This is a genomic window from Chitinimonas naiadis (genome assembly GCF_054780835.1).
Map to the genome: position 1 here is coordinate 24,671 of NZ_BAAGVO010000004.1, position 22,556 is coordinate 47,226.

Below are 22,556 nucleotides of genomic sequence, written 5' to 3' on the forward strand. Positions count from 1 at the left end.
TAGTTTGCCGTTGGGTTGTGGTCGAGATGGCCGCTACAGCCCTGCCTTCATTGTCGCTGAGTAGCGACAAATTCCATTCTTCAAAGATAAGAATATGCTTTTAAATCCATTGAAATCGCCAGTATTCACGGGCGCTACAATCTTGGCACAGTGTATGCTTATTCAGCGACGGCGCGCAAAGTAATAAATAGGGGTGCGCCGCTAAATTTGCGCTAAGTACCTGGAGTAGGAATGTCGAAGAATAATATTCTAATAAACATTATTCTAATAAACGGAATATTTTGAGACTGGATATTCTCATGTCATTTCTCGAGGCTAGCAACCAGGATTCCAGCATGGCCATTGCAGATGCGGCCAGGATGGATGGATTCATCGTCACTCAGACACAGTGGGATAGCCCGGATACGACACTCGGTTCCGAAGGGCAACTGCTGGTTGAGCGAGAGCACTTTCAGATACGGCTCGCCAATACCCGCGCGAACCATGCCGATATTGGCTTGTTAGTGGATCGTATGTACAGCTGGCGCGGCTATATGCTGGATCGTTCTGAAGATGATGTCCTGTCCGGGCTTGGACGGACAACGCTACAGGCGTGCAGCAGTGAGTCGACCTTGGGGACGCTGACACTCAATATCGATACGGGCCATGGCCTGCAGGCGGATGATCTCTACAAGCGGGAGATTGACGTCTTGCGCAGTCAGGGGCGCAAAGTATGCGAGCTCACGCGACTCGCCGTCGATAACCGTTCCAGTTCGATGGAGTTGCTGGCTTCATTGTTTCATCTGCTGCATCTATTCGGCCGGCACATGGGCATGAGCGATGCCGTGATCGAAGTCAATCCACGCCATGTGGGATTCTATCGCCGATTGCTGGGGTTCCAGGTCGCAGGTGAACAGCGGACCTGCGCGCGGGTCGAGGCGCCTGCGGTGCTGATGCATGTGGAGGCAAGCTATGTGGAAGCACAGATTGCCCGTCATGCCGGTCGCCTTGAAAAAGCCAGGCAATCTCTCTATCCCTACTTCTTCCCCTTGAGCGAAGTCGAGGGTTTGAGTCAGCGAATATTTCAGGTGTCGCAGCCTGCCATCTAGATGTTCTTGCGCAAGGCATCCACTACATGGGTACGTGACACCCGATAGGCTGGCACGACAGAGGCAAGAACGGTGGCGAAGAGGCCGACCATGAAAGCGGTTATCACCGCCGATGGCACGATCCGTATGAAGGCGGTGTAGCCCACACTGGCGTTTGGCGGTGGTGGCATGGGGATGCCGATTGCCGAGATCAGTTTGGCGGCTGCAATACCGAGCAGGCAACCCAGGGTCGCTCCGACGAGACCGAGCAATACGCTCTCGATCAGGAGCAATCGCATGACGCTGGAGCCCTTGTTGCCGACGGCACGCATGGTGCCGAACTCTCCCAGGCGCTCATAAGTACTCATGTTGACGCTATTGGCGACCGACAGGCACACCATGATCAGGATGATCCACTGCAGCACGCCAAACTGCCGGTCATACATGCTGACGCTCTTGTCGTAGAAATCAGACAGCTGACGCCAGCCGGTAAATTCCAGTTGGGTTCCCTTCAATGCCTCAGGCAGCTTGCCAAGGAAAGCATTGGTGTCGTCCGTCCTCTTCAGCATGACAACCAGCAGGTTCGAACCGGTGTTGGCCAGCAGATCCTGGGCCGCATTGAGTGGGATACGCACGGCGCGAGCGTCGAAGTCCTTGGAGAAGCTCTGGAACACGCCGGTGACGATGAACTCCTGGTTGTTCAGTGCGCCATCCGCCGTGTTGAGCAGCAACATGACGGTATCGCCGGGTGACAGGGCCAGTGAGTGCGCCACCCCCTGGCCAATCAGGATGCCGTTGCTGTCCTTGCTGGTGAGCTGCCTGCCTTTCGAGATCGTCAGGTAGGTGCCGATTTCGGCCTCTTTGTCGGGCTCTATGCCCTCTCCGACGATGGCCAGGTCTCGTTTGCCGTTGTTGAGCAATCCCGTAAAGTTGAGCCGAGCGGTGACTTGACCCACTTCGGGCAAGGCTCCAATACGCTGTGCCAGCTTGTCCGGCGCATCGATGAGATAGCGCTCGGGTTGTCGGCTGCCTTTGCCCAGAAAGTCCTTGCGGTATACCTGCACATGGCCGGTTTGCGAATGAATGATCGCTTCGCCGAGCTGGATGAACAGGTCCTGGACGAAGCCGCCAGTCAGAATCAGCCCTACCACGCCGATGACGATCGCGGCGAGGGTGATCGAGGTGCGCGCCTTGTGCCTGAGCACGTTGCGAGCCGCGAGTCGCAGCATCATGGCAGCGCCCTTCCCTTTGCTTGCAGTGACCTACCCGTCATGTGCTAGGCGCCCTTGAGTTTCTTGCGTATCAATAACAGCATCAATTGCTGCAAGGGGTTGGCGTTGCCCCATGGTCGCCAGGTCAGCGACATTTTCTGGTGATAGGCATCGAAGTGCATGCCCCAGGGCGCTGCACGCTGCTTGCCACGTCCGAGGATGGCTTTCAGCACCTCGGTCCCCATCACGCCGGCACACAGGTCGCAGGCCATCATGGTGGAGGGGCCGCGCTTTTCCAGGAAATTGACGGCGGAAGGCACGGCCAGATAGTCGCGCTGCAGCATGGCGGGCGAGAGGCCGGCGATGAAGCGTGCGTATTGCTCGAATTGGGACTGGTTTTCGAGGCGGAAGTACTGGTCGAAGGTCATACCGCCGGGCTTGAAGTACAACAGGGCGACCCCCATTCCCAGCGGTGCGGCGGTTAGCGCCGGGATGCCCTTGCTGGCGCAGGCTGCGAAGACTTTCCGGCGGATATTCAGGACGAAGAAGTCCAATCCGTCGACGTAGGCGCTGGTCCCGCTGAGGAACTCGTCCAGGTTAGCCTCATTGACCCCCTCTTCAAATCGTCGTATCGACAGCTCGGGGTTGATATCCTTGGCCATCTGGATCAGCGTGTCCAGCTTGCTGCGCCCCAGATTGGGCAGCGTGGCGCCGACTTGTCGGTTGAAGTTCTGGACCTCGAACTGATCGAATTCGGCAAGGTTGAACGCACCTACTCCCAGGCGAGCCAGTGTCAGCAGGTGTGCCCCCCCTACGCCACCCAGACCCGCGATGGCGACACGTGCGCCACGCAGTTTTTGCTGTTCTGCCTCGGTTACCCAGCCAATATTGCGGGACACACCGAGCTTGTAGTCGTATTCCATTGCGTAGACTCGTCAGGGGGCCGGCGTACTGGTGCCGGCCTTGGGCTTGTAGGCGCGCACGTTGTAGCAGTTGCCGGCCCGTTCTTCGAAGGAAATTTCAAAACCTGCTGCCAGCAGGCGCCGGCGCACGTCATCGCGATAATAAGGCGTGTACAGGATGCCTTTGCGGATGCCCCAGGCGTTGATCTTCTCGGCTATCCATTTGAACGGCTGTATGCCTTCCGGATAGAGGATCACATTGGCAACCATGCAGCCGCCGGGCTTCAATACCCGCAATGTTTCGCGGAAAGCGCCATCGACATCCGGGAAACAATGCACGGCATTGGCAATATTGGCGGTATCAAATGTGTTGTCTTCAAACGGCAGCGCCGCGGCATCTGCAAGCTCAAGCCGCATGTCGGCATCGTTGGCGTAGCGCCGCATGGCGCCGGCCAGCATGGATTCGGCATAGTCCACGCCGGTGATCCGGACCTTGGGTAGTCCTTTCCATTGGCGCCAGCGCAGGACGATGGCAAGAAAAGTACCGGATCCGATGGCGATCTCAAGGTGTTCGTTGCCGAAATTTCGACCAAACAGCCGAAGTTGCGCGGGCAACGTGGTGTTGTAGGCAAAGGTCAGGATAAAGAAGCCTCTGACGTCATACCACCATGGCTCGGATTTATAAGCCAGGGCGATTTCATCCCGTGATTTGGTGGAACGAGCCGGATGACTGGTCATTCTGACCCCCTATAGACAATTATTGCTCTGCGGTGCCTGTTACGCTTGCACCTTTAAACCGGGAAGACTGACTACTTTCTTCGCTATGAGCAAGCGAGTGGGCAATCCTGTTCTAGAGTTACAGCATGGCACAACCAAAGACTGCGCCAACCCCAGTATATTGGGTTCCAATATAGCCCAACACGGCACAATACGAGTGTTGGCGGGATAAACAAGACCGACTTGTTCGATTGCTTGTATTTAAGTATTTACTTATTAAACGGCCACCAGATGATCAAAACCTTCCGCATTGCATTCCGAAACCTGTACAGGCAGCGGCGACGCTCTGCGCTGGCAGTGATTGCAGTGGGTTTTGGTGTGGTTGCACTTGTGCTGGCCGGTGGATTTATCGAATGGGGTTTATGGTTCGGACGTGATTCCACGATCCATTCCCAATTGGGACATATTCAGATCGTCCGGCAGGATTATTACGAAAAGGGGATCGCGGACCCTTATAACTACCTGCTTCCGAAAGGGTCGCCCGAGCTCGAGCGCATCAGCAAGCTTGGTGGCGTGGAGACGGTGGGGCCCCGCCTGTCCTTGAGCGGCCTGGCCAGTCTGGGCGATTCGACCATATCGTTTATCGGTGAGGGTGTGGATCCTGCCAGTGAGCGCAACCTGAGCCGTTCACTGACGATACGGGATGGCAAGAACCTGGCTGAGGATGATCCCAAGGGCATCATTCTCGGCCAAGGCCTGGCCGCGAACCTTGGTGCGCGCGTGGGGGATTCGATCGTGCTGCTTTCCTCTCCTGCCAAGGGAGGGATGAATGCGACCGAGGTTAAGGTGCGCGGTATTTTCTCGACCATTACCAAGGCCTACGACGACGTCGCCCTGCGCATGCCTATCCTGCTGGCCCGCAAGCTGATCCGCGTGGAAGGGGCCCATGTCTGGGTCGTGGCGCTCAAGGATACCGAGCTGACCAAGCCGAGATTGGCGGAGGTGAAGACCATCCTTGGGAAATCGGGCTTGCAGGCGATTGAGTGGCGCGAACTGGCTGACTTCTATAACAAGAGCGAGACCTTGTTGAAGAAGCAGTTCGGCACGGTCAAGATGATTATCGGCATCATCATCGTCTTGAGTATCTCTAATACCATGATGATGGCGGTCATGGAGCGTACCGGCGAGATCGGTACCATGATGGCGCTGGGCATTCGGCGCAAGGCTGTCATGCAGCTGTTTCTGACCGAGGGTTTTCTGCTGGGCGTCGTGGGGGCCGCGATAGGCCTGGTGGTGGGTGGCCTGCTTGCCTATCTCATCTCGCTGGTTGGCATTCCGATGCCACCGCCGCCGGGCATGGCAGACAGCTATACCGCACGTATCCTGGTCACCGGCGGCCTGGCATCAGAATCATTCGTTCTGGCTGTGCTGACGACCTTGCTAGCGAGTATCTATCCGGCCTGGAAAGCATCGAGAATGCAGATTGTCGATGCTTTGAGGACCAATCGTTGAGCGGATCTGCAAGGGGCCAGAGACGGATTCGCTACTAGCTTGCGGTGACCATCTGATGGCTGTGTTTGTCTTATTGGCCTGCGTCATTCCGTGCCCCTCTCTACGCACCCTACCCTAATCAAGCTTTCCGCAAGGCTTGCATGGCACATCGACTGATCGCCTTTCGGTGCCTGAATCAGGCATGGTGGTCTTTGCTGTAAGGCGAGGCCTGGCTGGATGTGACGGGCCTGGCTGACCTGCGCTGCGTGCTGCTGAAATAGCAGAAGGCCTGGCAATGCCAGGCCTTCTTGGTGCTGCTTCAGCGCGGAGCTATGAGCGCTTGCGCAATCAGGCTACGACTTCCGTCTTGCGTGCACCACGGCGACGGCCAAGGGCCAGGCCGAGGAGACCGATACCGGCCAATGCCAGGACACCTGGCTCAGGCACGAAGAAGGCATTGGCGGAGTTGTTCAGCAACTGGATGCTTTGGCCGGAGACCGGGACAAAGTTCTGGAAGTTACCGTTCAAGTCCAGGATCACGTAGAAAGGATTCGGTGCCACGAAGTAGCTCGAGCCGGTGCTGGTCAGGGTGAAACCACCGAATACCAGTTCGAAGTTACCGTTGGCCAGACCGCCGCCTGCGTTGCCTTCACCAGCCAGCAGCAGTGCTGCGCTACCGAGCATGATGTCGTCACTGTCGGTGCCTGCACCCGAGACCAGATTCAGGTTGCTGACGTTGCCCACTGCGGTAGCAGCGACGTCATAGTCGGTGTTCTGGTCTACATCCGCCCAGATTTCCAGGTAAGCCGAACCACCGGTGAAGGTGAAGCCCGTACCGGACGGTGCGAAGGTACCCGTCGACGAGAACTTGGCGTACAGGTTGTAGCCGTTGGCACCAAAGCCGTTCAACTGGGACAGGACGACCGAGCCGTTCTTGAACCACGCACCTGCGTTGAAGATGGCTTCGGTCAGGAAAGTGCCGGGACCGGTTGCGGTGAATACTTCATCGTATTGGCCGCTGAGTTGATCCACACCCATGAGGTGAGTCGCCGTACCAGGAATGCCGCCTTCCTGGATCACTGCGGGCGAGCCGACTGTTGCTGCTTGTGCAGCACCACCGGCGAAGGCCATGGCAACAGCCAGGGCCGAGGCGGTGATGGTCTTGCTTACAAACTTGTTCATATCAATAGCTCCTAGTGGTAAACGAGCCGCCTGTAATTTGGCCCCGACCAACTAGTAGCATGATGCGTGCCAAAATAAAAAACTCAATAAATTCATGGTATTAAATTGCTTGTTGAGTTTTTGTGGCAGTACTGTGTAAGAAAACTCGACAGTCTTTGCGAGGCCTGCTAGGCACCAGGAAAAGTGTAGTTACTTTGGGGTATGGGTGGTGATTGACAAGACTGGCGGCAGCCTGCCCGCCAGTCCTGGTGATCAGCAATCGTCGTAAGATGTCAGAAGCTATAGCGCAGTTCTGAATAGACCCGGTCCTGCTGGTCGAATCGGCCAAAGAGGCCCTGCTCGGGGCCTTTGAAGACATCGGAACCCAATACCAGACGCCAGTTCTTTTCGAAGCTCCATGTCAATCTGGGGCGGAGCAACCAGTCCGTCCGATTCAGGCTGGAGATCCAGATCGCCTGGGCCTCGAGCTTGTCGGTGAACTTGTAGTTCAGCAGCAGGCTGTAGCCGCTCTCGTGCTGCTTGGGGAGGATGTCCGGATCACGGGAGTAGATATCCCGCTGGAAGAGCTGCACGTTGAAGCGCATGTCGTCCTGGGGAGTGAAGTCGAGCCCTACCGCCCAGTCGAGCATGTTCTGGGGAGCAAGGCCGTTTTCGGCATTGACGCGCAGGACATTCAGCTTGCGGCCGCGAGTATAGACAGCTTCGCTCTTCAGTACGAAGGAGCCGAAATCCTTGGCAAGGGTTCCGCCAAACTGCCGGATACGGTCATGCCGCGCTTCGTAGATCAGCGACGGCTGTGGCGTAGCGACGATCTCCCGATAGAACGTTGGTGTGACATCCATGCTGCTGTAGGCAAAGCCGGATACATCCCATCCGCCTTGCAGCGTGGATAGCCTCACACCGTAGTTGGTATTGGCGAGATTGCGATTGGGACGACGCTCGGCACGGAACTGCACCGGGACATCGGCTGGGAACGGAGGATAGGGGTAGAAATCCGCGCCAGGCTTGCCGATCTGATCGTAGCTGGCCACCGGCACCCAGAGGAACTCGGCGTGAAAGTCGTCCTTGAAGTACTCGGCCCGTGTCGCCCACTGCGGTGTACGCAAGGCGTCGAACTCCGGCAGAATGAACTCGCGCATGTCACGTGCCGAAACCACGTCCGCAAAGAACAATCCGACCATTTCACCCCAGATGACGTGCTGGCGTCCTAGCCGGAACTCCCATTCATCGGTGCCGAAATCGAGGTAGTTCTCGCGCAGTGCGGCTTCAAAACGCTGGTTCCGCGCGACATCGCGCGGGTAGTAGTCACCGCGATCGTAGGCACCGTCATAGGCGAACTTCGCGCCGAGTTTCCACTTGACGCCGCTACCCAGGGTGCCCTGAGAGCCGAGATCCGCCAGCATGCGCAGCTTTGACCAATGTGCAGGATCTGCGGTGGTACGTGCGGCTTCCGCCTGCAGGTAGCCCTTCAGCGATGAGCCAGAACGACTGGATGGCGCAGGTTTGCTGGTCACAGGCTGTTCGACCGGATCGTCATCGAATAGCGCGTCCTTGCTGCCCGGGCGTTTTTCGGTGTCGGTATCCATGGCCAGCTGTACGCCGTAGCTGGCACGGGCACGATAGTTACCGTAGGAATCAAAGCCCAATGGCAGGTTCCCGAGTGGGAGCACTGCTTGCGATGATATCGTCGATGGCTCGCTGACGCCGGCTGCGCCGCAGCACGATATCAGCGCCAGCCCGACGGCCAGTAGTGTTTTACTACGTCGTCGCAATGCACTCTTACGGCGCATATCTCCCCTTTCAAGCCTATCTTGCATGTGTTTGTGCTGCGCCGCCTTGCTTGGCGCGTTTTTGAGATGCCAGGGACCATTCGGTGTCGGAACGCACGCCCAGTACGGCAATCTCGCCGTCCTCTACCCTTACCAGCCGGTCTGCCTTGGCGATGACACGCTTGTCGTGGGTGGAGAAGATGAAGGTGGTGCCGAATTCCCGATTGATCTGCTTCATCAGGGTGAGTATCTCCTCACCCGTCTTGTGATCCAGATTGGCGGTAGGTTCATCCGCCAGGACGATGGCTGGATGGATGGCCAGCGCTCTAGCAATGGCCACACGCTGCCTTTGTCCGCCGCTCAACTGGTTTGGCCTGTGATGGACGTATTTGGACAGGCCGACGATATCGAGAAACGACATCACGCGGCGGTGACGTTCCTCGCGTGAAACATCGCTGCGCTGTAGCAAGGGGTATTCGACGTTTTCCATCGCCGACAGGACAGGCAACAGGTTGAAAGTCTGAAAAATGAAACCAATAGTGTGGGCACGCAAGTCTGCCAACTGATCGGGTGTACGGCCGCTGACATCCTGATCGTTGATGAAGATTTTTCCGCTGGTCGGTGTATCGATGCAACCGATCAGATTCAGCAAGGTGGTCTTGCCGCTGCCGGACGGGCCGGCAATAGCCAGAAAGACACCGGGCTCGAACGAGAGCGTAATGTCTTTGAGCGCTTGGACTTTCTGATCACCGAGCAGATAATCTTTGTAGACGTGCTCTATACGGACAACGCTCATTCGGCGTCACTCTCTGCAGATAAATTATCTGTCATCAGCACAATGGGGACTAGACTAATGGAAATCATCGTCATCAGGCATTCGTGTGTCAAGGTTGCTGCTGCGTTAATGTCTGTTGCGCTGGCAATTGGCGGCACATTTAGCCTTGCTGAAGAAACTGCACCTATATTAGCTACGGATGATGTATTAGCCCGCAGCATTGTCGAAAAGGCGGATCAGGTACGATTTCCCGCTGAAGGATTTCAGGTCGAGATTGGTGTAACCAGCACGCAGCCGGGACAAGCCGCGGAAGCCAGGAAGTACAAGGTCTTATCAAAAGGTAATAGCAATACGGTGGTGATGGTGACGGAGCCGGCCTCGGACCGTGGCCAGATTTTGCTGATGAAAGGGCGCGATCTTTGGGTGTTCATGCCGGAAGTCTCGCAGCCCATACGGATTGCCTTGTCGCAGCGCCTGACTGGTCAAGTAGCAAATGGTGATTTAGCTCGCGCAAATTTTGCCAGCGATTACAACCCCAAGCTGCTAAGGTCAGAAACGATAGGCGGCGAGACCTACCATGTACTGGAACTCAATGCCGTCGATCGTGGCGTTACCTACCAGCGCGTCATCTACTGGGTGCGGCAAAAGGACTTCTGGCCCTATAAGGCAGAGTTTTATTCTTTGTCGAACCGGCTGTTGAAGACCTGCAAGTATGAAAATTTCCAGATGATGGAAGGCAAGCAGCGACCGACGCGCTTGGTAATGGAGGACGCCTTGCGTAAAGGTGAGCAATCCATTCTGGAATACGCAGGTATGAAGTTGCGGGATTTGCCAGACAAGATATTTACAAAAGATTATTTAAAGAAGCTGGAATAAGTTAAATAACTGGTTGGGCAAGATAGGTCAGTTGTTGAGATAATGATTTACCTTTTGTGCATTATGAGATGGCGGGCATTAGCCTGCCATGCGCTCATGGGAAGGAAATGACATGATCAACAGAAGCCTGCTGATGGTGCGGAAACTCTTGCATCAATCTGTACGACGGCTGATCAATTCTCTTCCCCAGAGCAAGAAATTTGCGGTTTACCGCTCCTTTGTCGATTGTGACCCCGCCCCTACCGAGCGCCTGGTCCTGAAGATCGCCGAAACCCAGGAGGAGCTTGAGGCCTGCTTCTCCTTGCTGCACGACGCTTATGTGGGTGTGGGCTTCATGAAGCCGCATCCCTCGGGGATGCGGGTCACTGTCTACCATGCACTGCCGACCACCACCACGCTATGTGCCAAGTACGATGGGGAGGTCATCGGCACCTTGTCATTGATACGTGAAAGCGCATTGGGTTTTCCCCTCCAGCGTATTTTTGACCTGACGGAAGTACGGGCGCAGGAAGGCAATATTGCGGAAGTATCGGCGTTGGCGGTTCATCGGAAGTTCCGCAAGACGGGGGGGAGTATTCTTTTTCCCTTGATGAAGTTCATGTATGAATATTGCACGACGTTTTTCGATACCCGCCATTTGGTCATTGCTGTCAATCCCAGTCATATTGAAATGTATGAGTCATTATTGTTCTTTCGTCGATTGACGGCGAACATGGTAGAGAATTATGACTTTGTGAATGGTGCGCCGGCGGTAGGGGCGACGCTGGATTTGCATATGGCTGAGCAGATATTCAAACGTTATTATGCGGCAAAGACCGCCAAGCGGAATCTGCATGCCTATTTTACGCAGGTGAAACTGCCAAACATAAAACTACCGCAGCGACGCTACTACACGACCAATGACCCGGTATTGACGCCCGAGCTGCTGAATCATTTCTTCAATGTGCGCACGCAAGTATTCGAGAATCTGGACGAGCGGCAAAAAGCCTTGTTGCATGATATTTACGATCTACCCGAGTACCGCCAATATTTGCCAGAGGTACATAGGGAGGAAGTGACCGCACCCGTACGTCGACATGAACGTTTTTCGGTTAAATGCCCGGGCGAACTTTCCTATTTTACCTCGGATGGACAAAAGGCCAGCGTACCGATCGATGTCATTCAGGTTTCCTATGAGGGTTTCCAGGCACGCGCCTTCATTCCGGTCCCCCTGGATACTTGGGCGGAAACGACTGTTCAATTAGGCGAGGCTGATATTTCTCATCTCAAGGCCCAGGTAGTGCGCGAGGTCGGCCAGGGCTTTTACGGTTTTCATCTGTCCCAGTCTGATTCGATCTGGAGTGTCTTTGTTTCTGCCTTGTATAAGGGCACGACCCATGGTGATTTGCACGGCAAGAGCAAGTAGCCAGAGCTGTCACCAGATATTTAGCCCTGCCAACCCCTCTGGCTGAAGCCTTCCTTTCCGATTGGTTACCGGCCGATTCATGCATTCATGATGAACTGAATATATTATCTTTGGGTCGGGTGGTCAGCGTCCGATATCTGGACTAGAAATATATCGAGCAGCAATTGCAAGGCATGATGTCTTGCTGCTATCGACAAAAGTGAAGACCTGCCAAGAAGGTCTCGCATAGCAGGAGGTTGGTGTGCCCAAACAGGTTCGATTCCGGCTGGGCGAGGTACTGATCCAGCATCGGATCATTACTCAGGAGCAACTCAAGCGTGCGCTCGATGAGCAGCAGCGCAGTGGTCGTCGTCTGGGCAAGATCATTGTCGAAAGTGGCTATGCCAATGAGCAGGAAATTTGCCAGGCTGTCGCTGTCCAGTTGTCCATTCCCTTCATCAGTCTCAAGCAATTCCCGCTCAACCCGACGTTTTCCCGTCAACTGCCGGAAGTACAGGCACGTCGTTCCCGGGCGCTCCTGCTGGAGGAGCGGCGCGGCAATATGCTGGTCGGCATGTGCGACCCGACCGATCTCTATGCCTATGACGAAATCTCGTCTGTCCTGAAGCGGGAGTTATCGCTCGCCATCCTGCTGGAGGGAGAGCTGCTGCCTATGCTGGACACGGTCTATCGCCGTACCGGCGAGATCAGTGGCCACGCGCGCGCCCTGGAACAAGATATTGGCGAGGTGGATACGCTCAAGGACCTGTTTGCCAATGTGGGCGGACAGGAGGAGGCACCGGTTGCCAAGCTGATCCAGTCATTGTTCGAGGATGCGACGCAGGTAGGCGCATCCGATGTCCATATCGAGCCCCAGGAAAACAGTATCAACATCCGGTTCCGTATCAATGGCGCGCTGCAATTGCAGACGGTGGGGGATATCAAGATTGCCCCTGCCCTCGCCCAACGGCTGAAACTGATTGCTGGGCTGGATATTTCCGAGCGGCGGCTGCCCCAGGATGGCCGTTTCCAGATGACGGTGCGCAAGGGGCCGTTGGATGTGCGGATATCCACCATGCCGACCCCGTACGGTGAATCGGTCGTCATGCGCTTATTGAGCCAGGCGGAGAACGCGCTTCAGCTTGATCGCCTGGGGATGCCTGCCGAGCTGTTGAAGCGCCTGCGCGGCATATTGAACCGCAGCAGCGGCATGCTGGTGGTGACTGGACCGACCGGTAGCGGCAAGACCAGTACGCTGTATGCGGCCGTCAGCGAGATCAATGACGTTCAGATCAAGATCGTGACGGTCGAGGACCCGATCGAGTATCGCCTGCCCAATATCACCCAGATCCAGGTCAACGAGAAGATAGAGCTCAGCTTCGCCCGTGTATTGCGGTCGGTGTTGCGGCAGGATCCCGACGTGATACTCGTGGGGGAAATGCGTGACCAGGAAACGGCGCAGGTCGGGATGCGGGCCGCGATGACCGGCCACATGGTCCTGACCACCCTGCATACCCGCAATGCGGCCAATACACCGGTGCGCCTGCTGGACATGGGTATTCCCAGCTATCTGGTGGCGGTGTCGCTTCAGGCGGTGATTGCGCAGCGCCTTATCCGCCTGATTTGCCACAACTGCATGGAAGGGGCGGAGCTGACGCCGCAAGAGACCGAATGGTTGAACCGCACCTACGGCGAGAGCGCCCTGTCATTGCGGCTCAAGCGGGGTGCGGGTTGTAGCCAGTGCCACCAGAGTGGCTACAGCGGTCGGGTTGGTATTTACGAGATGCTGGAGATGGACGCGAATCTGACCGAGCTGATCGGCAAAGGTGATACCGCTGCCTTTATCCTGGCGGCGCAGGCGCAGATGCGCGGCACGACCTTGTATGACCAGGCTTTGCGCTTGATGGAATCTGGCCAGGTGACGCTGCAGGAAGTCATACGCCTCAACAACCTCCCTGAGGAATGACGGCATGCGAAGCTTCAGCTACCGTGGCCGGAACAAGCGCGGCGAGATGGTAACCGGAAAGCAGTCGGCGAGTAGCCAGGATAGTCTCGCCAGCCAGTTGCTCAATAGCGGGGTCGTGCCCATCAGCATCCAGGAAGACAATCTGGCGGAGGGGACGGCTGCGCTGCGCAATCTGTTCAAGCTGGAGCGGGTCAGCAACGAGGATATGCTGCTCTTTACCCGCCAGATGCATTCCATGCTGAAAGCCGGGATTCCGATCATGCGCGCGCTGGCTGGCCTGCAGCAGTCGAGTGCCAACCCGAAGATGGCGACGGTCATCCAGGAGCTGCGCGATCAGCTCGATACCGGGCGGGAGCTGTCCCAGGCCATGCGTATGCGCGGCGAAGTGTTCTCCCCTTTCTTCATCAGCCTGGTTCAGGTGGGGGAGCTGACGGGGCGGCTGGACGAGATTTTCCTGCGGCTGTTCCATTACCTTGAGTTCGAGAGCACAACGCGGCGGCAGATCGGCGCGGCGTTGCGCTACCCCAGTTTTGTGCTGATCGGGGTCATGATCGCCATCGCGACGATCAATGTGTTCGTGATTCCCGCCTTTGCCAAGGTCTACAAGGGATTCAACGCCCAGCTTCCTTTTCTGACCAATCTGCTGATTGCCATTTCGGATTTCACGCTGGCGCATGGCCCAGCCATCTTGGCGGCGCTGGTTGCCTTTGTTGCCGGCGTGTACTTCTACCTGCGCTCGGAGGACGGGCGTTATCGCTGGCACAAGTTGAAGCTGCGCTTGCCGATCGTGGGCGACATCATCCACAAGGCAACGTTGGCGCGCTTCGCCCGAGGCTTGTCGATGACCTTGCAAAGCGGTGTGCCGGTATTGCAGGGCATGGCGGTGGTGACGCGGATTGTGGACAACGATTACATCGCTCAGCGGATTGAGCAGATGCGGCAAGGTATCGAGCGGGCGGAGAGTGTTTTACAGACTGCGGCGACAACGGGGGTCTTTACGCCGGCGGTATTGCAGATGATTGCGGTTGGGGAGGAGACCGGAGAGCTTGATGAATTGATGGGTGAAATTGCCGATATGTATGAGCGTGAGGTGGATTATGGTGTTGCGACGCTGGGCGCCAAGATCGAACCTTTGATGATATTGGTGTTGTCCGGGGTGGTATTGGTGCTCGCCCTCGGAGTATTCCTGCCAATATGGGATTTGGGTCGTGTGGCGATGCAGGGCAATCACTGAGCCCAATACAGGGGGAAAGAAAATCTTATGTTGTTTGCGATTGTTACTTTCGCCGTCTAGCATCAGATATATCCCGAAAAGGGACTCACCGGCACAAGGTAATTAAAACAGGCCGGGTATAAAAAATGGCGGCTCAAGGTATATTCGGGCGATACGCCCGTCACCCAGGCAGTACGAGCAGGAGGGAAAACTGATGAGGAAGAATCAGGCTGGCTTCACTTTGATTGAACTGATCATGGTGATTGTCATACTCGGCATATTGGCAGCGGTTGCACTTCCCCGTTTCTTTGATCTGGCTGGCGATGCAAATAAATCGTCTCTCGCAGGTACCGTCGCCGCCATCAATTCCGGTAATACGATCAACTATGCTGCGCGCAGTGTGGATGCCGCCAATGGTGTCGCAGTCGCATCTCGTCGTGGTGTACCTGTCGCGGCCTGCGCTGATGCCTGGGGCCTGATTGGTAATGGCTCGGCCACGGCGCCAACGGGTTATACCATTGCGCTATCGGGCACCTTGCCTACCGCTGTCGGTGCCCAGTTCAACTGCACGGTGACCTCGACAGTCAACGGTGTGGCGAACAATGCCAATGTGGTTCTGACGGTAGTCCCCTGATGCGAGGGCCGGCTTATGCCGGCCACGCTGGGGTACCTGGTCTGCCATTGCGCCAAAGTCGGGGTTTTACGCTGGCCGAAATTGTCATGGTGATGATCGTGATGGCGACCTTCTTTGCCGTCATGTCGCCACGCCTGTTCAATGTCCAGCAATTCTCAGCCCGTGGCTTTGCCGACCAGTTGATCGCCAACCTGCGCTTTGCGCGCGAGATGGCGATAGCCCAGCGCGCGCCGATCTATGTCAGGGTCAGTAGCGCCCAGGTCGATTTTTGCCTGGATGTGGCATGCGCCCAGCCCGCGACGGCTGCAGATGGCAGCACACCATTCCGGCTGTCCGTGCCGGGCGGTGTGGGGCTCGCTACCACGGCATCGTTCAGTTTCGATGCGCTGGGTGCGACCAGCCTGAGCGGCAACCTGCAGCTGAGCCTGACTGCCGATGTCGGACAGACCGTCACCATCGAGGCGGAGACCGGCTATGTGCACTGAGCGCCGGCAAGGCGGCTTTACACTCTTCGAATTGCTGTTCTTCATCCTGATCGTCGGGATTGCGGTGGCCGGCGTACTGCTGGTCTACGGCGTGACGGCGAAGTCCAGTGGTGACCCGCTGGTACGCAAGCAGGCCCTCATGATTGCGGAATCCATGCTGGAGGAAGTCCTGCTACAGCCTTTCAGCGCGCCAACGGGCGCCTATGCCGGCAGTAGCCGTACGCTGTATGACCATGTCTCGGCGTACAACGGTTACAGCGCGACAGGGATCACGACGCTGGATGGTGTTGCCGTTGCAGGCTTGGGTGCCTACACCGTGCAGGTCAGTGCTACGCAGCCCTCGGCACCGGTGGGCGGTGTTGTCGCGAGCGATGTCTGGGTGATTACCGTCACAGTAACGGACGCCCTCGGGGCCACCACCCGTTTAACCGGTTATCGGTTCAACTATGGTTGAGCGACGCCTACCGATGCGGGCCAGCCGGGGCTTCACCCTGATCGAGATGACGATGGTGCTGACCATTGTTGCTGTCATCGCCGCTACGGTATCGGTCTTTCTTGCGGGGCCAATACGGTCGTACTTGCTGAACCGCCAGCGGGCGGAGCTGACGACGGCGGGTGATGCGATCATGCGCAGGCTGAGCCGTGATCTGCGCCTTGCCCTGCCCAACAGCATCCGGCTGACGACCAGTGGCACGATCACCTATGTCGAGTTTCTGCAGACCCGTACCGGCGGACGCTATCGCGACCAGACTTCGGATGCCGGGGCTGGTGATCCTTTGTCGTTCAGCGGCGATACCTCGTTCGATACATTGGGTTCCCTGCCCGCCTCCGGCAACAATGCGGTGCAGGTCAACACCGACCAACTGGTGATCTACAACCTGGGGCTCGGTACGGCGAATGCGTATACGGGCCAGAACCGCAGCACCATCCGTACCGTGACTGCCGGTAGTCTGGCGGGTGAATCCCATCTGACTTTCGACAACCAGACTTTCCCCTTGGCGTCGCCGGGTAACCGCTTTCATGTGGTCAGCGGAGTGCAGAGCTATGTATGCGCGCCGGGCGCTGTCGACGCCGCGGGTGACGGCAGCGGTACGCTGACGCTATGGCGCAGCTATGCCATTGTGGCGACGCAGCCTACCGCAGCCCCTTCCGGCGCGAAGGTGGCGCTCATGAGCCGCTATATCAGCGCCTGTTCCATCAGCTACGACCCAGATCCGCTCGCTGCCCTGCAGCGTAGTGGGCTGATCAATATACGGCTGACCTTGGCACGCGGTGGCGATACGGTCAGCCTTTTCAACTCGGTGCATATCAGCAATGTGCCGTGAGCGCGGATTCGCCCTGATCGCCGCCCTGTTTCTGCTTGTCGTGCTCAGTGCGATCGGTGCCTTTGTGCTTACGCTCAGTACGACGAGCCAGCAGAGCAACATACTGGATTTTCAGGGCAGCCGTGCCTACCAGGCGGCCCGGGCGGGGATTGAATACGCAGCGTACCGGGCGCTTAACGGGAGTGTCTGCAGCAACACGGATTTGAATCTGGGGGGGCAGATGGCGGACTTCACGATCAATCTGCAATGCAGCAGCAGTACGCACAACGTGGCGGGCAATACGGTGACGATCTACCAGTTGACCGCCACAGCCTGCAACTTGCCGTCGGGAAATACCTGCGGCCCGAGTCAGCGCTCGCTCAATTATGTGGAGCGGCAGCTTTCGGCCAGTGTGTCGCGGTGCGTGGACGGTAGCGGGGGAAGTTGCGTATGAGCTACTTAACGGGTTTGTTCCGTTGTGCTTTGATGCTGTTGATGCTGTCTGCGGCACAAGGCTTTGCCGCCATTACCGAGATCGCAGCAACCACTGCAATAAGTAGCAACGCTACTGCATTGGCCATCGCCGTGCCGGTACCCGCCGGCACGGTGTCGGGCGACGTGCTGATCGCTCAGATAGCCGCTTCCAAGGCGAGCGAGACCATCACCGCCCCGGCGGGTTGGACGGCCATTCGTTCCAATTCTCAGACTTTGCTTTCGGCAGGCATGACGCAGGCAATATTTTATCGGGTCGCCGGTGCCAGTGAGCCGGCTTCGTACAGTTTCAGTCTGAGTTCCGCTACATGGGTAGCGGGCAGCATGATTACCTTTCGTGGCGTGGATAACAGCTCCCCTATCTTTGGGCATAGTGGTGCGGGTGGTGTATTGCTGCTTTCAACGATCCCTGCGATAGCCTCCTGCCCTGCGGGGACAATGCAAGTAGCCCTGTTTGGCTTCAATACTGGCGCGCTTGGCTTGACGATCGGCGCGGGGATTACGCCTTACGCGACGACTACGACTAACCCTGTGCTGGGCGTGACGATTCTGAACGGCGGGAAACTACTGGCATCCGCGGGTAGTTGCCCCTCCCTGACGACGTTGGCGGTCAGTGTTACCGCCAACGTTGGACAGCAGGTGGCGCTCAACCCTGCCGTGCCACCCGTCACTATCCATCATTTCGAGCTGAATCCGCCGATTACCGGTTTGACTTGCAAACCAGCCAATATCACGATCAAAGCTTGTATGGATGCGGCTTGCAGCTCGGTCTACAACGGCGCGGTGCTGGTCACGCTATCCCCGCTTACCGGTTGGACCAACGGCGTGGCGCAGACCTTGATCAGCGGCACGGGGACCTACCCTTTCCAGCCCATGTCTCCGGGCAGCTACACGTTGTCTGTCAGTTCATCTACCCCTGCTTTTTCGAACACGACCACCTGCCCGAGTGGCGGGAACGGCAGTTGTACGATCCAGGTATACGACAGTGGCCTGGTGTTCAATCCACCCAGTTACACCTTGCCCAATATGGTGGCCGGGATCAATTCCAGCACCATTACGGTCGCGGCGCTGGGGGCTGATCCGGCAACGCAGCAATGCGTACCGAGCTTTGCGAATGTCAGCCGGGTGGTCTCCTTCTGGGCCGCGTACACCAACCCGAACAGTGGAAGCAAGGCCGTCAGCCTGACAGCCAATCCGGCGGGCGTCGCCAGTACTGCGGCCCTGGGTGGCAGTGCGCCGGGTACGCCCTTTGTGTTGGCCTTCAATGGCAGCGGTCAGGCGCAGATACGGCTCAACTATGCCGACGTGGGTCAGTTGTCGCTCAATGCGGCGTATACCGGAACCTTGCTGAACGGTGATCTGGGGCTGAGCATGAGCGGTAGCGGCAGCATTGTGGTCAAGCCCTATACCCTCGTACTCAGCAATATCAAGCGTACGTCGACCGGTGCGGCGCCACCGAGTAATCCGACGACGGCGAGCAGCCCCCTATTTGCCCGTGCGGGTGATGCTTTGACCATGACGGTGACGGCGCAAGCTTCGGGTGGTGCGGTCACACCCAATTTTGGTAAGGAAACCCCCACGCAGGGGGCGGTCTTGATTGCTGGATTGGTTTCTCCCGTCGGCGGTACATTGGCGACAGCGCAGACGACTGCAGGTGCCAGCCAGTTTGGCGGTTACCTGCTGAACACGGGATACAGCGGGGGCGCGGCGACGTTGACGGACCTTGCCTGGAATGAGGTCGGAATCATGACGTTGACGCCGCATGTCGGCAGTATCTCCGGATTGGGTTATCTGGGCATTGGAGACTTGGGCAGTGGCGATGGGTCGGTTTTGACGGCGTCCGCCAATCTGGGCCGATTCGCGCCGCATCATTTTTCCGTATCGAGCCCGGTACTGAGTAATCGCGCGGATCTGAGCTGTGTGCCGGCCTCCAGCTTCACCTATCTGGGCGAGCCGCTAAGGGCGCAGATGCAACTGACCGCGCAGGCCGCAGCCGGGCAGACGACCCGGAACTACGACGGGACCCTTGGTTATGCCAAGCTGGTCAGCAGCGCGTCATTGGGCTTGGATGCCATCGATATCACGGGGGCCATTCGTACCCCTTTTGCCGCGCGTCTTTCCGTGACGAGCCAGGCTGTGAGCTGGGCGAGTGGCGTAGCGACGGCGGCAACCCTGTTCAGTATTGCCAGGGCCACAGCCCCGGATGGCCCCTATCTGAACGTCTATGCGGGCATAGCACCGGTGGACAGTGATAGCACGGCATTGGCAAGCAGTGCGCTCAACCTGGATACGACCAATAGCGGTTCTCTCAATCATCTGAGCCTGGGAACAAGTGTGCTGCGGTATGGCCGGTTGAAGCTGTCGAATGCACTGGGTTCGGACCAGCTTGATCTGCCTATTCCTGCCGTGGTGGAAAGCTGGAGCAATGGTTTTACCCAGAATCGTAATGACAATTGCACCTTGATTACACCCAATGGCGTCGGCGTGGCGAGCCTGGGGAATTATCAAGGCGGGCTTAATGCCAGCAATATGGGTATCAGCCATGTCAGTTATGGCGCCACGGTGGCCAATCAGGGAAAAATTGTCCTGTCCTTGTTGCGCCCGGGTGCCAATGTCAGAGGCAGTGTCGATTTGACGCTGGATCTGGATGCTTATGGATTTTCATACCTGAAAGGTGTTGCGGCTGGCGGGAATTTCAACGTCAGCCTAATGCCTTGGGCCCGCGCCACGTTGGGGCTCTATGACTTGAAACAACCGCTTATTTATTTGCGAGAAAACTATTAAGCGGCTATTTGTTAACGATAACTAAAGACATCGGCACTCCCTATGTGGAATATATTGCTGAGTTATTTCAGGAGAAGGAATGATCGCCGTGGTTGGGCGGCTATCGACGTTGGCGCCGATGGCTGGACGCTGGCGCGCGTCTCCCGTCGTGGCCCCAAACCGGTACTCCGCCTGTTCGAGACGGTGGCGGCCGTGGATATGCATCCCGGTCGGCTCTCCACCCGTACCCGCGTTACCACCCTGCTTGAGCAGGATGCCTATCGTGTCCTTCAGATCGATGCGCCGAATGTCGCCCGTGAGGAATTGCGATCTGCCGTGAAATGGCGGGTCAAGGACATGCTGGAAGCGCATATCGAGCATGTCACGCTGGACGTCGTCGATATTCCACCCGGCAAACGCGATGTGATCCGTCCGCCCATGATGCTGGTGGTAGCGGGCCGTAATACCTACATCCAGGAGAAGGTCGCGGCTTTTCGGGCCATCAATGTGCCCCTGGAGGTCATCGATATCCCTGAGCTGGCCCTGCGCAATGTTGCCGCCTTGTTCGAGCGAAATGGGCAGGCCGTCATCATGGCGTGGTTCGACATGGACCACGGCATGTTGCTGGTCGTCTTCGAGGGCGAGCTTTATATGGTGCGTAACCTGGAGGCCGGTGCCCAGAAGTTGATTCGGGATAGCCAGGAGCGCGATGCGCTGCTTGATCGAATACAGCGCGAGGTGAAGCGCACGCTTGACCATATAGACCGCTATTTCCGCGACCTGAGCGTCAGCCATGTGGTGATCATGCTGCCCTGCGATCCTGAGCCTGTACTGGAGGCCTTGCGGGACAGTCTTGATCTACCTGTCGAGCTTGGGAATATCCATGGGGTGCTGGACGGTATTGCCGATCTGATCCCCGATGAACGCCAGCAAGTCATGATGATGCCTCTCATCGGCGCCGCACTCCGTGATGTGAGGGCGTGATGGCACAGCAGATCAACCTGTTCAATCCGCAATTTCGCACGCTGCCCAAGTTGTTCGGGGCCAAGCTGCTGGCATTGGTATGCGGCCTGATCATCGTGCTTGCCTTGCTGGCATGGTTTGGTGGTCGTTATCAGCAGCAACATGCTCGGGCACAGCTGCAGGACCTGCAGGCCAGTCATGCCAAGCTATCGGCTGCAGCCAGCCAGTTGATGAGTACGAGCAATATGCAGTTGGCCACCGCCATGGCCAATAATCTCTCCCGGGTTTCCAATGTTGCGGAGACCCGGCAGCAATTGCTGGCCCATATGCAGAGCCAGGCCTCCAGCCAGCCTTTCTCCCATTATTTCGACGGCTTTTCCCAGGCCCATGTGGAAGGCGTTTGGCTGACCGGCTTTTCGGTACATGACGAGCAACTGAGCATTGATGGCCGAGCGCTGTCGGCGGCGCAGGTGCCGGCCTATATCCGTTCCCTGAACGAGCAGCGGGTTTTCATCGGGCGACGGTTTGCCGGTTTGCAGCTCGGTACGGCAACCGATACCGGCGAGAACCAGCCAGGTGGTGTCCGCTTTGCATTGCGCAATACCGACAAGTCGGATGCCAAGCCATGAATAGCCTGCGTAATCAACTCACGGGCCTGACCTTCTATCTGGATAACCGCCCCTTGCGGCAAAGGGCGATGACGCTGGGTATCGCGATCCTGCTGCTGATACTGCTGGCTGATCGACTGCTTTTACGTCCGCTGGAGGTAGAGCGGGCGCGTCTGCTTGCGCAGCTGCAGGAGGTCACCGTTGCGCTCAAAGGCGTGAGTGGGCCGCTGGAGGGGAACGTCGACCTGCGTACCACGCTGGTTCAGGTGAAAGATGCCAAAGCGGACATCTCCACCCACTTGGAAAAATTGATCGAGATCCGGGAGCAACTGGTGCCGCCTAGCCAGGCGGGGGAGTTGCTGCGTGACCTGGTCAGTCAGGACAGCCGGCTCCATCTGGACCAGATAGAAACACAGCCGCCTGTTGTGCTGGGTGCGGCTGCCACTGAGGCCAGTGGACCGAGCCTTTGGCGGCATCGCCAGGTGCTAGAAATCAGTGGTGACTATTTTGCCCTGCGCGACTACCTGCAGAAGCTGGAGAGCAGCAACTGGAAGATCTATTGGGAGTCCATGGATTTTTCCAGCCAGTCTGGCGTGCCGAAATTGAAGCTGACCTTCTCTACGCTGAGTGAGGAGGGATCATGGCTTGCGCTATGAGGTTGTGGGTGGGTTTGTTGTGCATGCCGATTCTGGGCGTTGCGGCGAATCCGCTCCCTCGGGACCCAACCCTGGCCCCGCAGGTACGAATACCGGCA

21 protein-coding genes are annotated in these 22,556 nt (G+C 57.4%); 15 read left to right on the forward strand and 6 right to left on the reverse strand.

Annotated features, from left to right (window positions below; genetic code table 11):
• Positions 1 to 299 precede the first annotated feature (299 nt).
• Positions 300 to 1,088, forward strand: coding sequence for an N-acyl amino acid synthase FeeM domain-containing protein (locus ACYVHK_RS05990; RefSeq protein WP_460528642.1), 789 nt, complete (start codon positions 300 to 302; stop codon positions 1,086 to 1,088).
• Here the strand turns inward: ACYVHK_RS05990 and ACYVHK_RS05995 are convergent.
• From ACYVHK_RS05995 to ACYVHK_RS06005, 3 genes are read right to left on the reverse strand one after another with little or no spacing between them, the layout of a single operon-like run.
• Positions 1,085 to 2,299, reverse strand: coding sequence for an ABC transporter permease (locus tag ACYVHK_RS05995; RefSeq protein WP_460528644.1), 1,215 nt, complete (start codon positions 2,297 to 2,299; stop codon positions 1,085 to 1,087). The two genes, ACYVHK_RS05990 and ACYVHK_RS05995, sit on opposite strands and share 4 nt — an antisense overlap.
• A gap of 44 nt (positions 2,300 to 2,343) precedes the next feature.
• On the reverse strand, positions 2,344 to 3,201 hold the full coding sequence (locus tag ACYVHK_RS06000) for a ThiF family adenylyltransferase (protein WP_460528646.1): 858 nt from the start codon (positions 3,199 to 3,201) through the stop codon (positions 2,344 to 2,346).
• A 12-nt stretch (positions 3,202 to 3,213) separates the two neighbouring features.
• Positions 3,214 to 3,918 (reverse strand): class I SAM-dependent methyltransferase, encoded by a 705-nt coding sequence (locus tag ACYVHK_RS06005; RefSeq protein ID WP_460528648.1) that lies wholly within the window; start codon positions 3,916 to 3,918, stop codon positions 3,214 to 3,216.
• Between the two features lie 222 nt (positions 3,919 to 4,140).
• On the opposite strand from ACYVHK_RS06005, the gene ACYVHK_RS06010 reads away from it, so the two are divergent.
• Complete coding sequence (locus ACYVHK_RS06010) at positions 4,141 to 5,409, forward strand: ABC transporter permease (RefSeq protein ID WP_460528650.1); 1,269 nt, start codon at positions 4,141 to 4,143, stop codon at positions 5,407 to 5,409.
• A gap of 327 nt (positions 5,410 to 5,736) precedes the next feature.
• Here ACYVHK_RS06010 and pepA read toward each other — a convergent pair whose 3' ends face one another.
• The 3 genes from pepA to ACYVHK_RS06025 form a co-directional block, all read right to left on the reverse strand.
• Complete coding sequence (gene pepA, locus ACYVHK_RS06015) at positions 5,737 to 6,570, reverse strand: flocculation-associated PEP-CTERM protein PepA (protein WP_460528652.1); 834 nt, start codon at positions 6,568 to 6,570, stop codon at positions 5,737 to 5,739.
• Positions 6,571 to 6,842: 272 nt separating this feature from the next.
• Positions 6,843 to 8,216, reverse strand: coding sequence for a DUF1302 domain-containing protein (locus ACYVHK_RS06020; RefSeq protein ID WP_460528654.1), 1,374 nt, complete (start codon positions 8,214 to 8,216; stop codon positions 6,843 to 6,845).
• Between the two features lie 160 nt (positions 8,217 to 8,376).
• On the reverse strand, positions 8,377 to 9,135 hold the full coding sequence (locus ACYVHK_RS06025; protein WP_460528655.1) for an ABC transporter ATP-binding protein: 759 nt from the start codon (positions 9,133 to 9,135) through the stop codon (positions 8,377 to 8,379).
• A gap of 57 nt (positions 9,136 to 9,192) precedes the next feature.
• On the opposite strand from ACYVHK_RS06025, the gene ACYVHK_RS06030 reads away from it, so the two are divergent.
• From ACYVHK_RS06030 to ACYVHK_RS06090, 13 genes are all read left to right on the forward strand, one after another.
• Complete coding sequence (locus ACYVHK_RS06030; RefSeq protein WP_460528657.1) at positions 9,193 to 9,990, forward strand: outer membrane lipoprotein-sorting protein; 798 nt, start codon at positions 9,193 to 9,195, stop codon at positions 9,988 to 9,990.
• Between the two features lie 112 nt (positions 9,991 to 10,102).
• Positions 10,103 to 11,395 (forward strand): N-acyl amino acid synthase FeeM domain-containing protein, encoded by a 1,293-nt coding sequence (locus ACYVHK_RS06035; RefSeq protein ID WP_460528659.1) that lies wholly within the window; start codon positions 10,103 to 10,105, stop codon positions 11,393 to 11,395.
• 241 nt (positions 11,396 to 11,636) lie between these two features.
• Entirely contained in the window at positions 11,637 to 13,340 is a 1,704-nt protein-coding gene (locus tag ACYVHK_RS06040) for a GspE/PulE family protein (RefSeq protein WP_460528661.1), read from the forward strand.
• Between the two features lie 4 nt (positions 13,341 to 13,344).
• Positions 13,345 to 14,574, forward strand: a complete 1,230-nt coding sequence (locus ACYVHK_RS06045; protein WP_460528663.1) for a type II secretion system F family protein — start codon at positions 13,345 to 13,347, stop codon at positions 14,572 to 14,574.
• A gap of 220 nt (positions 14,575 to 14,794) precedes the next feature.
• Positions 14,795 to 15,187 carry a hypothetical protein gene (locus tag ACYVHK_RS06050; protein WP_460528665.1) on the forward strand — a complete coding sequence of 131 codons (393 nt, stop codon included), beginning with the start codon at positions 14,795 to 14,797 and terminating at the stop codon, positions 15,185 to 15,187.
• A gap of 86 nt (positions 15,188 to 15,273) precedes the next feature.
• A complete protein-coding gene (locus tag ACYVHK_RS06055) occupies positions 15,274 to 15,672 on the forward strand; it encodes a GspH/FimT family pseudopilin (protein ID WP_460528667.1) in 399 nt (132 codons plus the stop codon).
• Positions 15,662 to 16,126 (forward strand): type IV pilus modification PilV family protein, encoded by a 465-nt coding sequence (locus ACYVHK_RS06060; RefSeq protein ID WP_460528669.1) that lies wholly within the window; start codon positions 15,662 to 15,664, stop codon positions 16,124 to 16,126. Before ACYVHK_RS06055 ends, ACYVHK_RS06060 begins: the two co-directional genes overlap by 11 nt.
• Positions 16,119 to 16,997: a prepilin-type N-terminal cleavage/methylation domain-containing protein gene (locus ACYVHK_RS06065; protein ID WP_460528671.1), complete on the forward strand. Its 879-nt coding sequence runs from the start codon at positions 16,119 to 16,121 to the stop codon at positions 16,995 to 16,997. Before ACYVHK_RS06060 ends, ACYVHK_RS06065 begins: the two co-directional genes overlap by 8 nt.
• Positions 16,987 to 17,430: a hypothetical protein gene (locus ACYVHK_RS06070; RefSeq protein WP_460528673.1), complete on the forward strand. Its 444-nt coding sequence runs from the start codon at positions 16,987 to 16,989 to the stop codon at positions 17,428 to 17,430. Before ACYVHK_RS06065 ends, ACYVHK_RS06070 begins: the two co-directional genes overlap by 11 nt.
• Positions 17,427 to 20,252: a DUF6701 domain-containing protein gene (locus ACYVHK_RS06075; protein ID WP_460528675.1), complete on the forward strand. Its 2,826-nt coding sequence runs from the start codon at positions 17,427 to 17,429 to the stop codon at positions 20,250 to 20,252. Before ACYVHK_RS06070 ends, ACYVHK_RS06075 begins: the two co-directional genes overlap by 4 nt.
• A gap of 42 nt (positions 20,253 to 20,294) precedes the next feature.
• Positions 20,295 to 21,215: a type IV pilus biogenesis protein PilM gene (locus tag ACYVHK_RS06080; protein ID WP_460528677.1), complete on the forward strand. Its 921-nt coding sequence runs from the start codon at positions 20,295 to 20,297 to the stop codon at positions 21,213 to 21,215.
• Positions 21,215 to 21,823 carry a PilN domain-containing protein gene (locus ACYVHK_RS06085; protein WP_460528679.1) on the forward strand — a complete coding sequence of 203 codons (609 nt, stop codon included), beginning with the start codon at positions 21,215 to 21,217 and terminating at the stop codon, positions 21,821 to 21,823. The genes ACYVHK_RS06080 and ACYVHK_RS06085 overlap by 1 nt, the downstream gene beginning before the upstream one ends.
• Positions 21,820 to 22,458 (forward strand): hypothetical protein, encoded by a 639-nt coding sequence (locus tag ACYVHK_RS06090; RefSeq protein ID WP_460528681.1) that lies wholly within the window; start codon positions 21,820 to 21,822, stop codon positions 22,456 to 22,458. Before ACYVHK_RS06085 ends, ACYVHK_RS06090 begins: the two co-directional genes overlap by 4 nt.
• Positions 22,459 to 22,556 lie beyond the last annotated feature (98 nt).

Bases quoted from the DNA above. Each gene is read 5' to 3' on its own strand.
- ACYVHK_RS05990 (WP_460528642.1), top strand. From the start codon at position 300: ATGTCATTTCTCGAGGCTAGCAACCAGGATTCCAGCATGGCCATTGCA.
- ACYVHK_RS05995 (WP_460528644.1), bottom strand. From the start codon at position 2,299: ATGATGCTGCGACTCGCGGCTCGCAACGTGCTCAGGCACAAGGCGCGC.
- ACYVHK_RS06000 (WP_460528646.1), bottom strand. From the start codon at position 3,201: ATGGAATACGACTACAAGCTCGGTGTGTCCCGCAATATTGGCTGGGTA.
- ACYVHK_RS06005 (WP_460528648.1), bottom strand. From the start codon at position 3,918: ATGACCAGTCATCCGGCTCGTTCCACCAAATCACGGGATGAAATCGCC.
- pepA (WP_460528652.1), bottom strand. From the start codon at position 6,570: ATGAACAAGTTTGTAAGCAAGACCATCACCGCCTCGGCCCTGGCTGTT.
- ACYVHK_RS06025 (WP_460528655.1), bottom strand. From the start codon at position 9,135: ATGAGCGTTGTCCGTATAGAGCACGTCTACAAAGATTATCTGCTCGGT.
- ACYVHK_RS06030 (WP_460528657.1), top strand. From the start codon at position 9,193: ATGGAAATCATCGTCATCAGGCATTCGTGTGTCAAGGTTGCTGCTGCG.
- ACYVHK_RS06035 (WP_460528659.1), top strand. From the start codon at position 10,103: ATGATCAACAGAAGCCTGCTGATGGTGCGGAAACTCTTGCATCAATCT.
- ACYVHK_RS06045 (WP_460528663.1), top strand. From the start codon at position 13,345: ATGCGAAGCTTCAGCTACCGTGGCCGGAACAAGCGCGGCGAGATGGTA.
- ACYVHK_RS06055 (WP_460528667.1), top strand. From the start codon at position 15,274: ATGGTGATGATCGTGATGGCGACCTTCTTTGCCGTCATGTCGCCACGC.
- ACYVHK_RS06060 (WP_460528669.1), top strand. From the start codon at position 15,662: ATGTGCACTGAGCGCCGGCAAGGCGGCTTTACACTCTTCGAATTGCTG.
- ACYVHK_RS06065 (WP_460528671.1), top strand. From the start codon at position 16,119: ATGGTTGAGCGACGCCTACCGATGCGGGCCAGCCGGGGCTTCACCCTG.
- ACYVHK_RS06070 (WP_460528673.1), top strand. From the start codon at position 16,987: ATGTGCCGTGAGCGCGGATTCGCCCTGATCGCCGCCCTGTTTCTGCTT.
- ACYVHK_RS06075 (WP_460528675.1), top strand. From the start codon at position 17,427: ATGAGCTACTTAACGGGTTTGTTCCGTTGTGCTTTGATGCTGTTGATG.
- ACYVHK_RS06080 (WP_460528677.1), top strand. From the start codon at position 20,295: ATGTGGAATATATTGCTGAGTTATTTCAGGAGAAGGAATGATCGCCGT.
- ACYVHK_RS06085 (WP_460528679.1), top strand. From the start codon at position 21,215: ATGGCACAGCAGATCAACCTGTTCAATCCGCAATTTCGCACGCTGCCC.
- ACYVHK_RS06090 (WP_460528681.1), top strand. From the start codon at position 21,820: ATGAATAGCCTGCGTAATCAACTCACGGGCCTGACCTTCTATCTGGAT.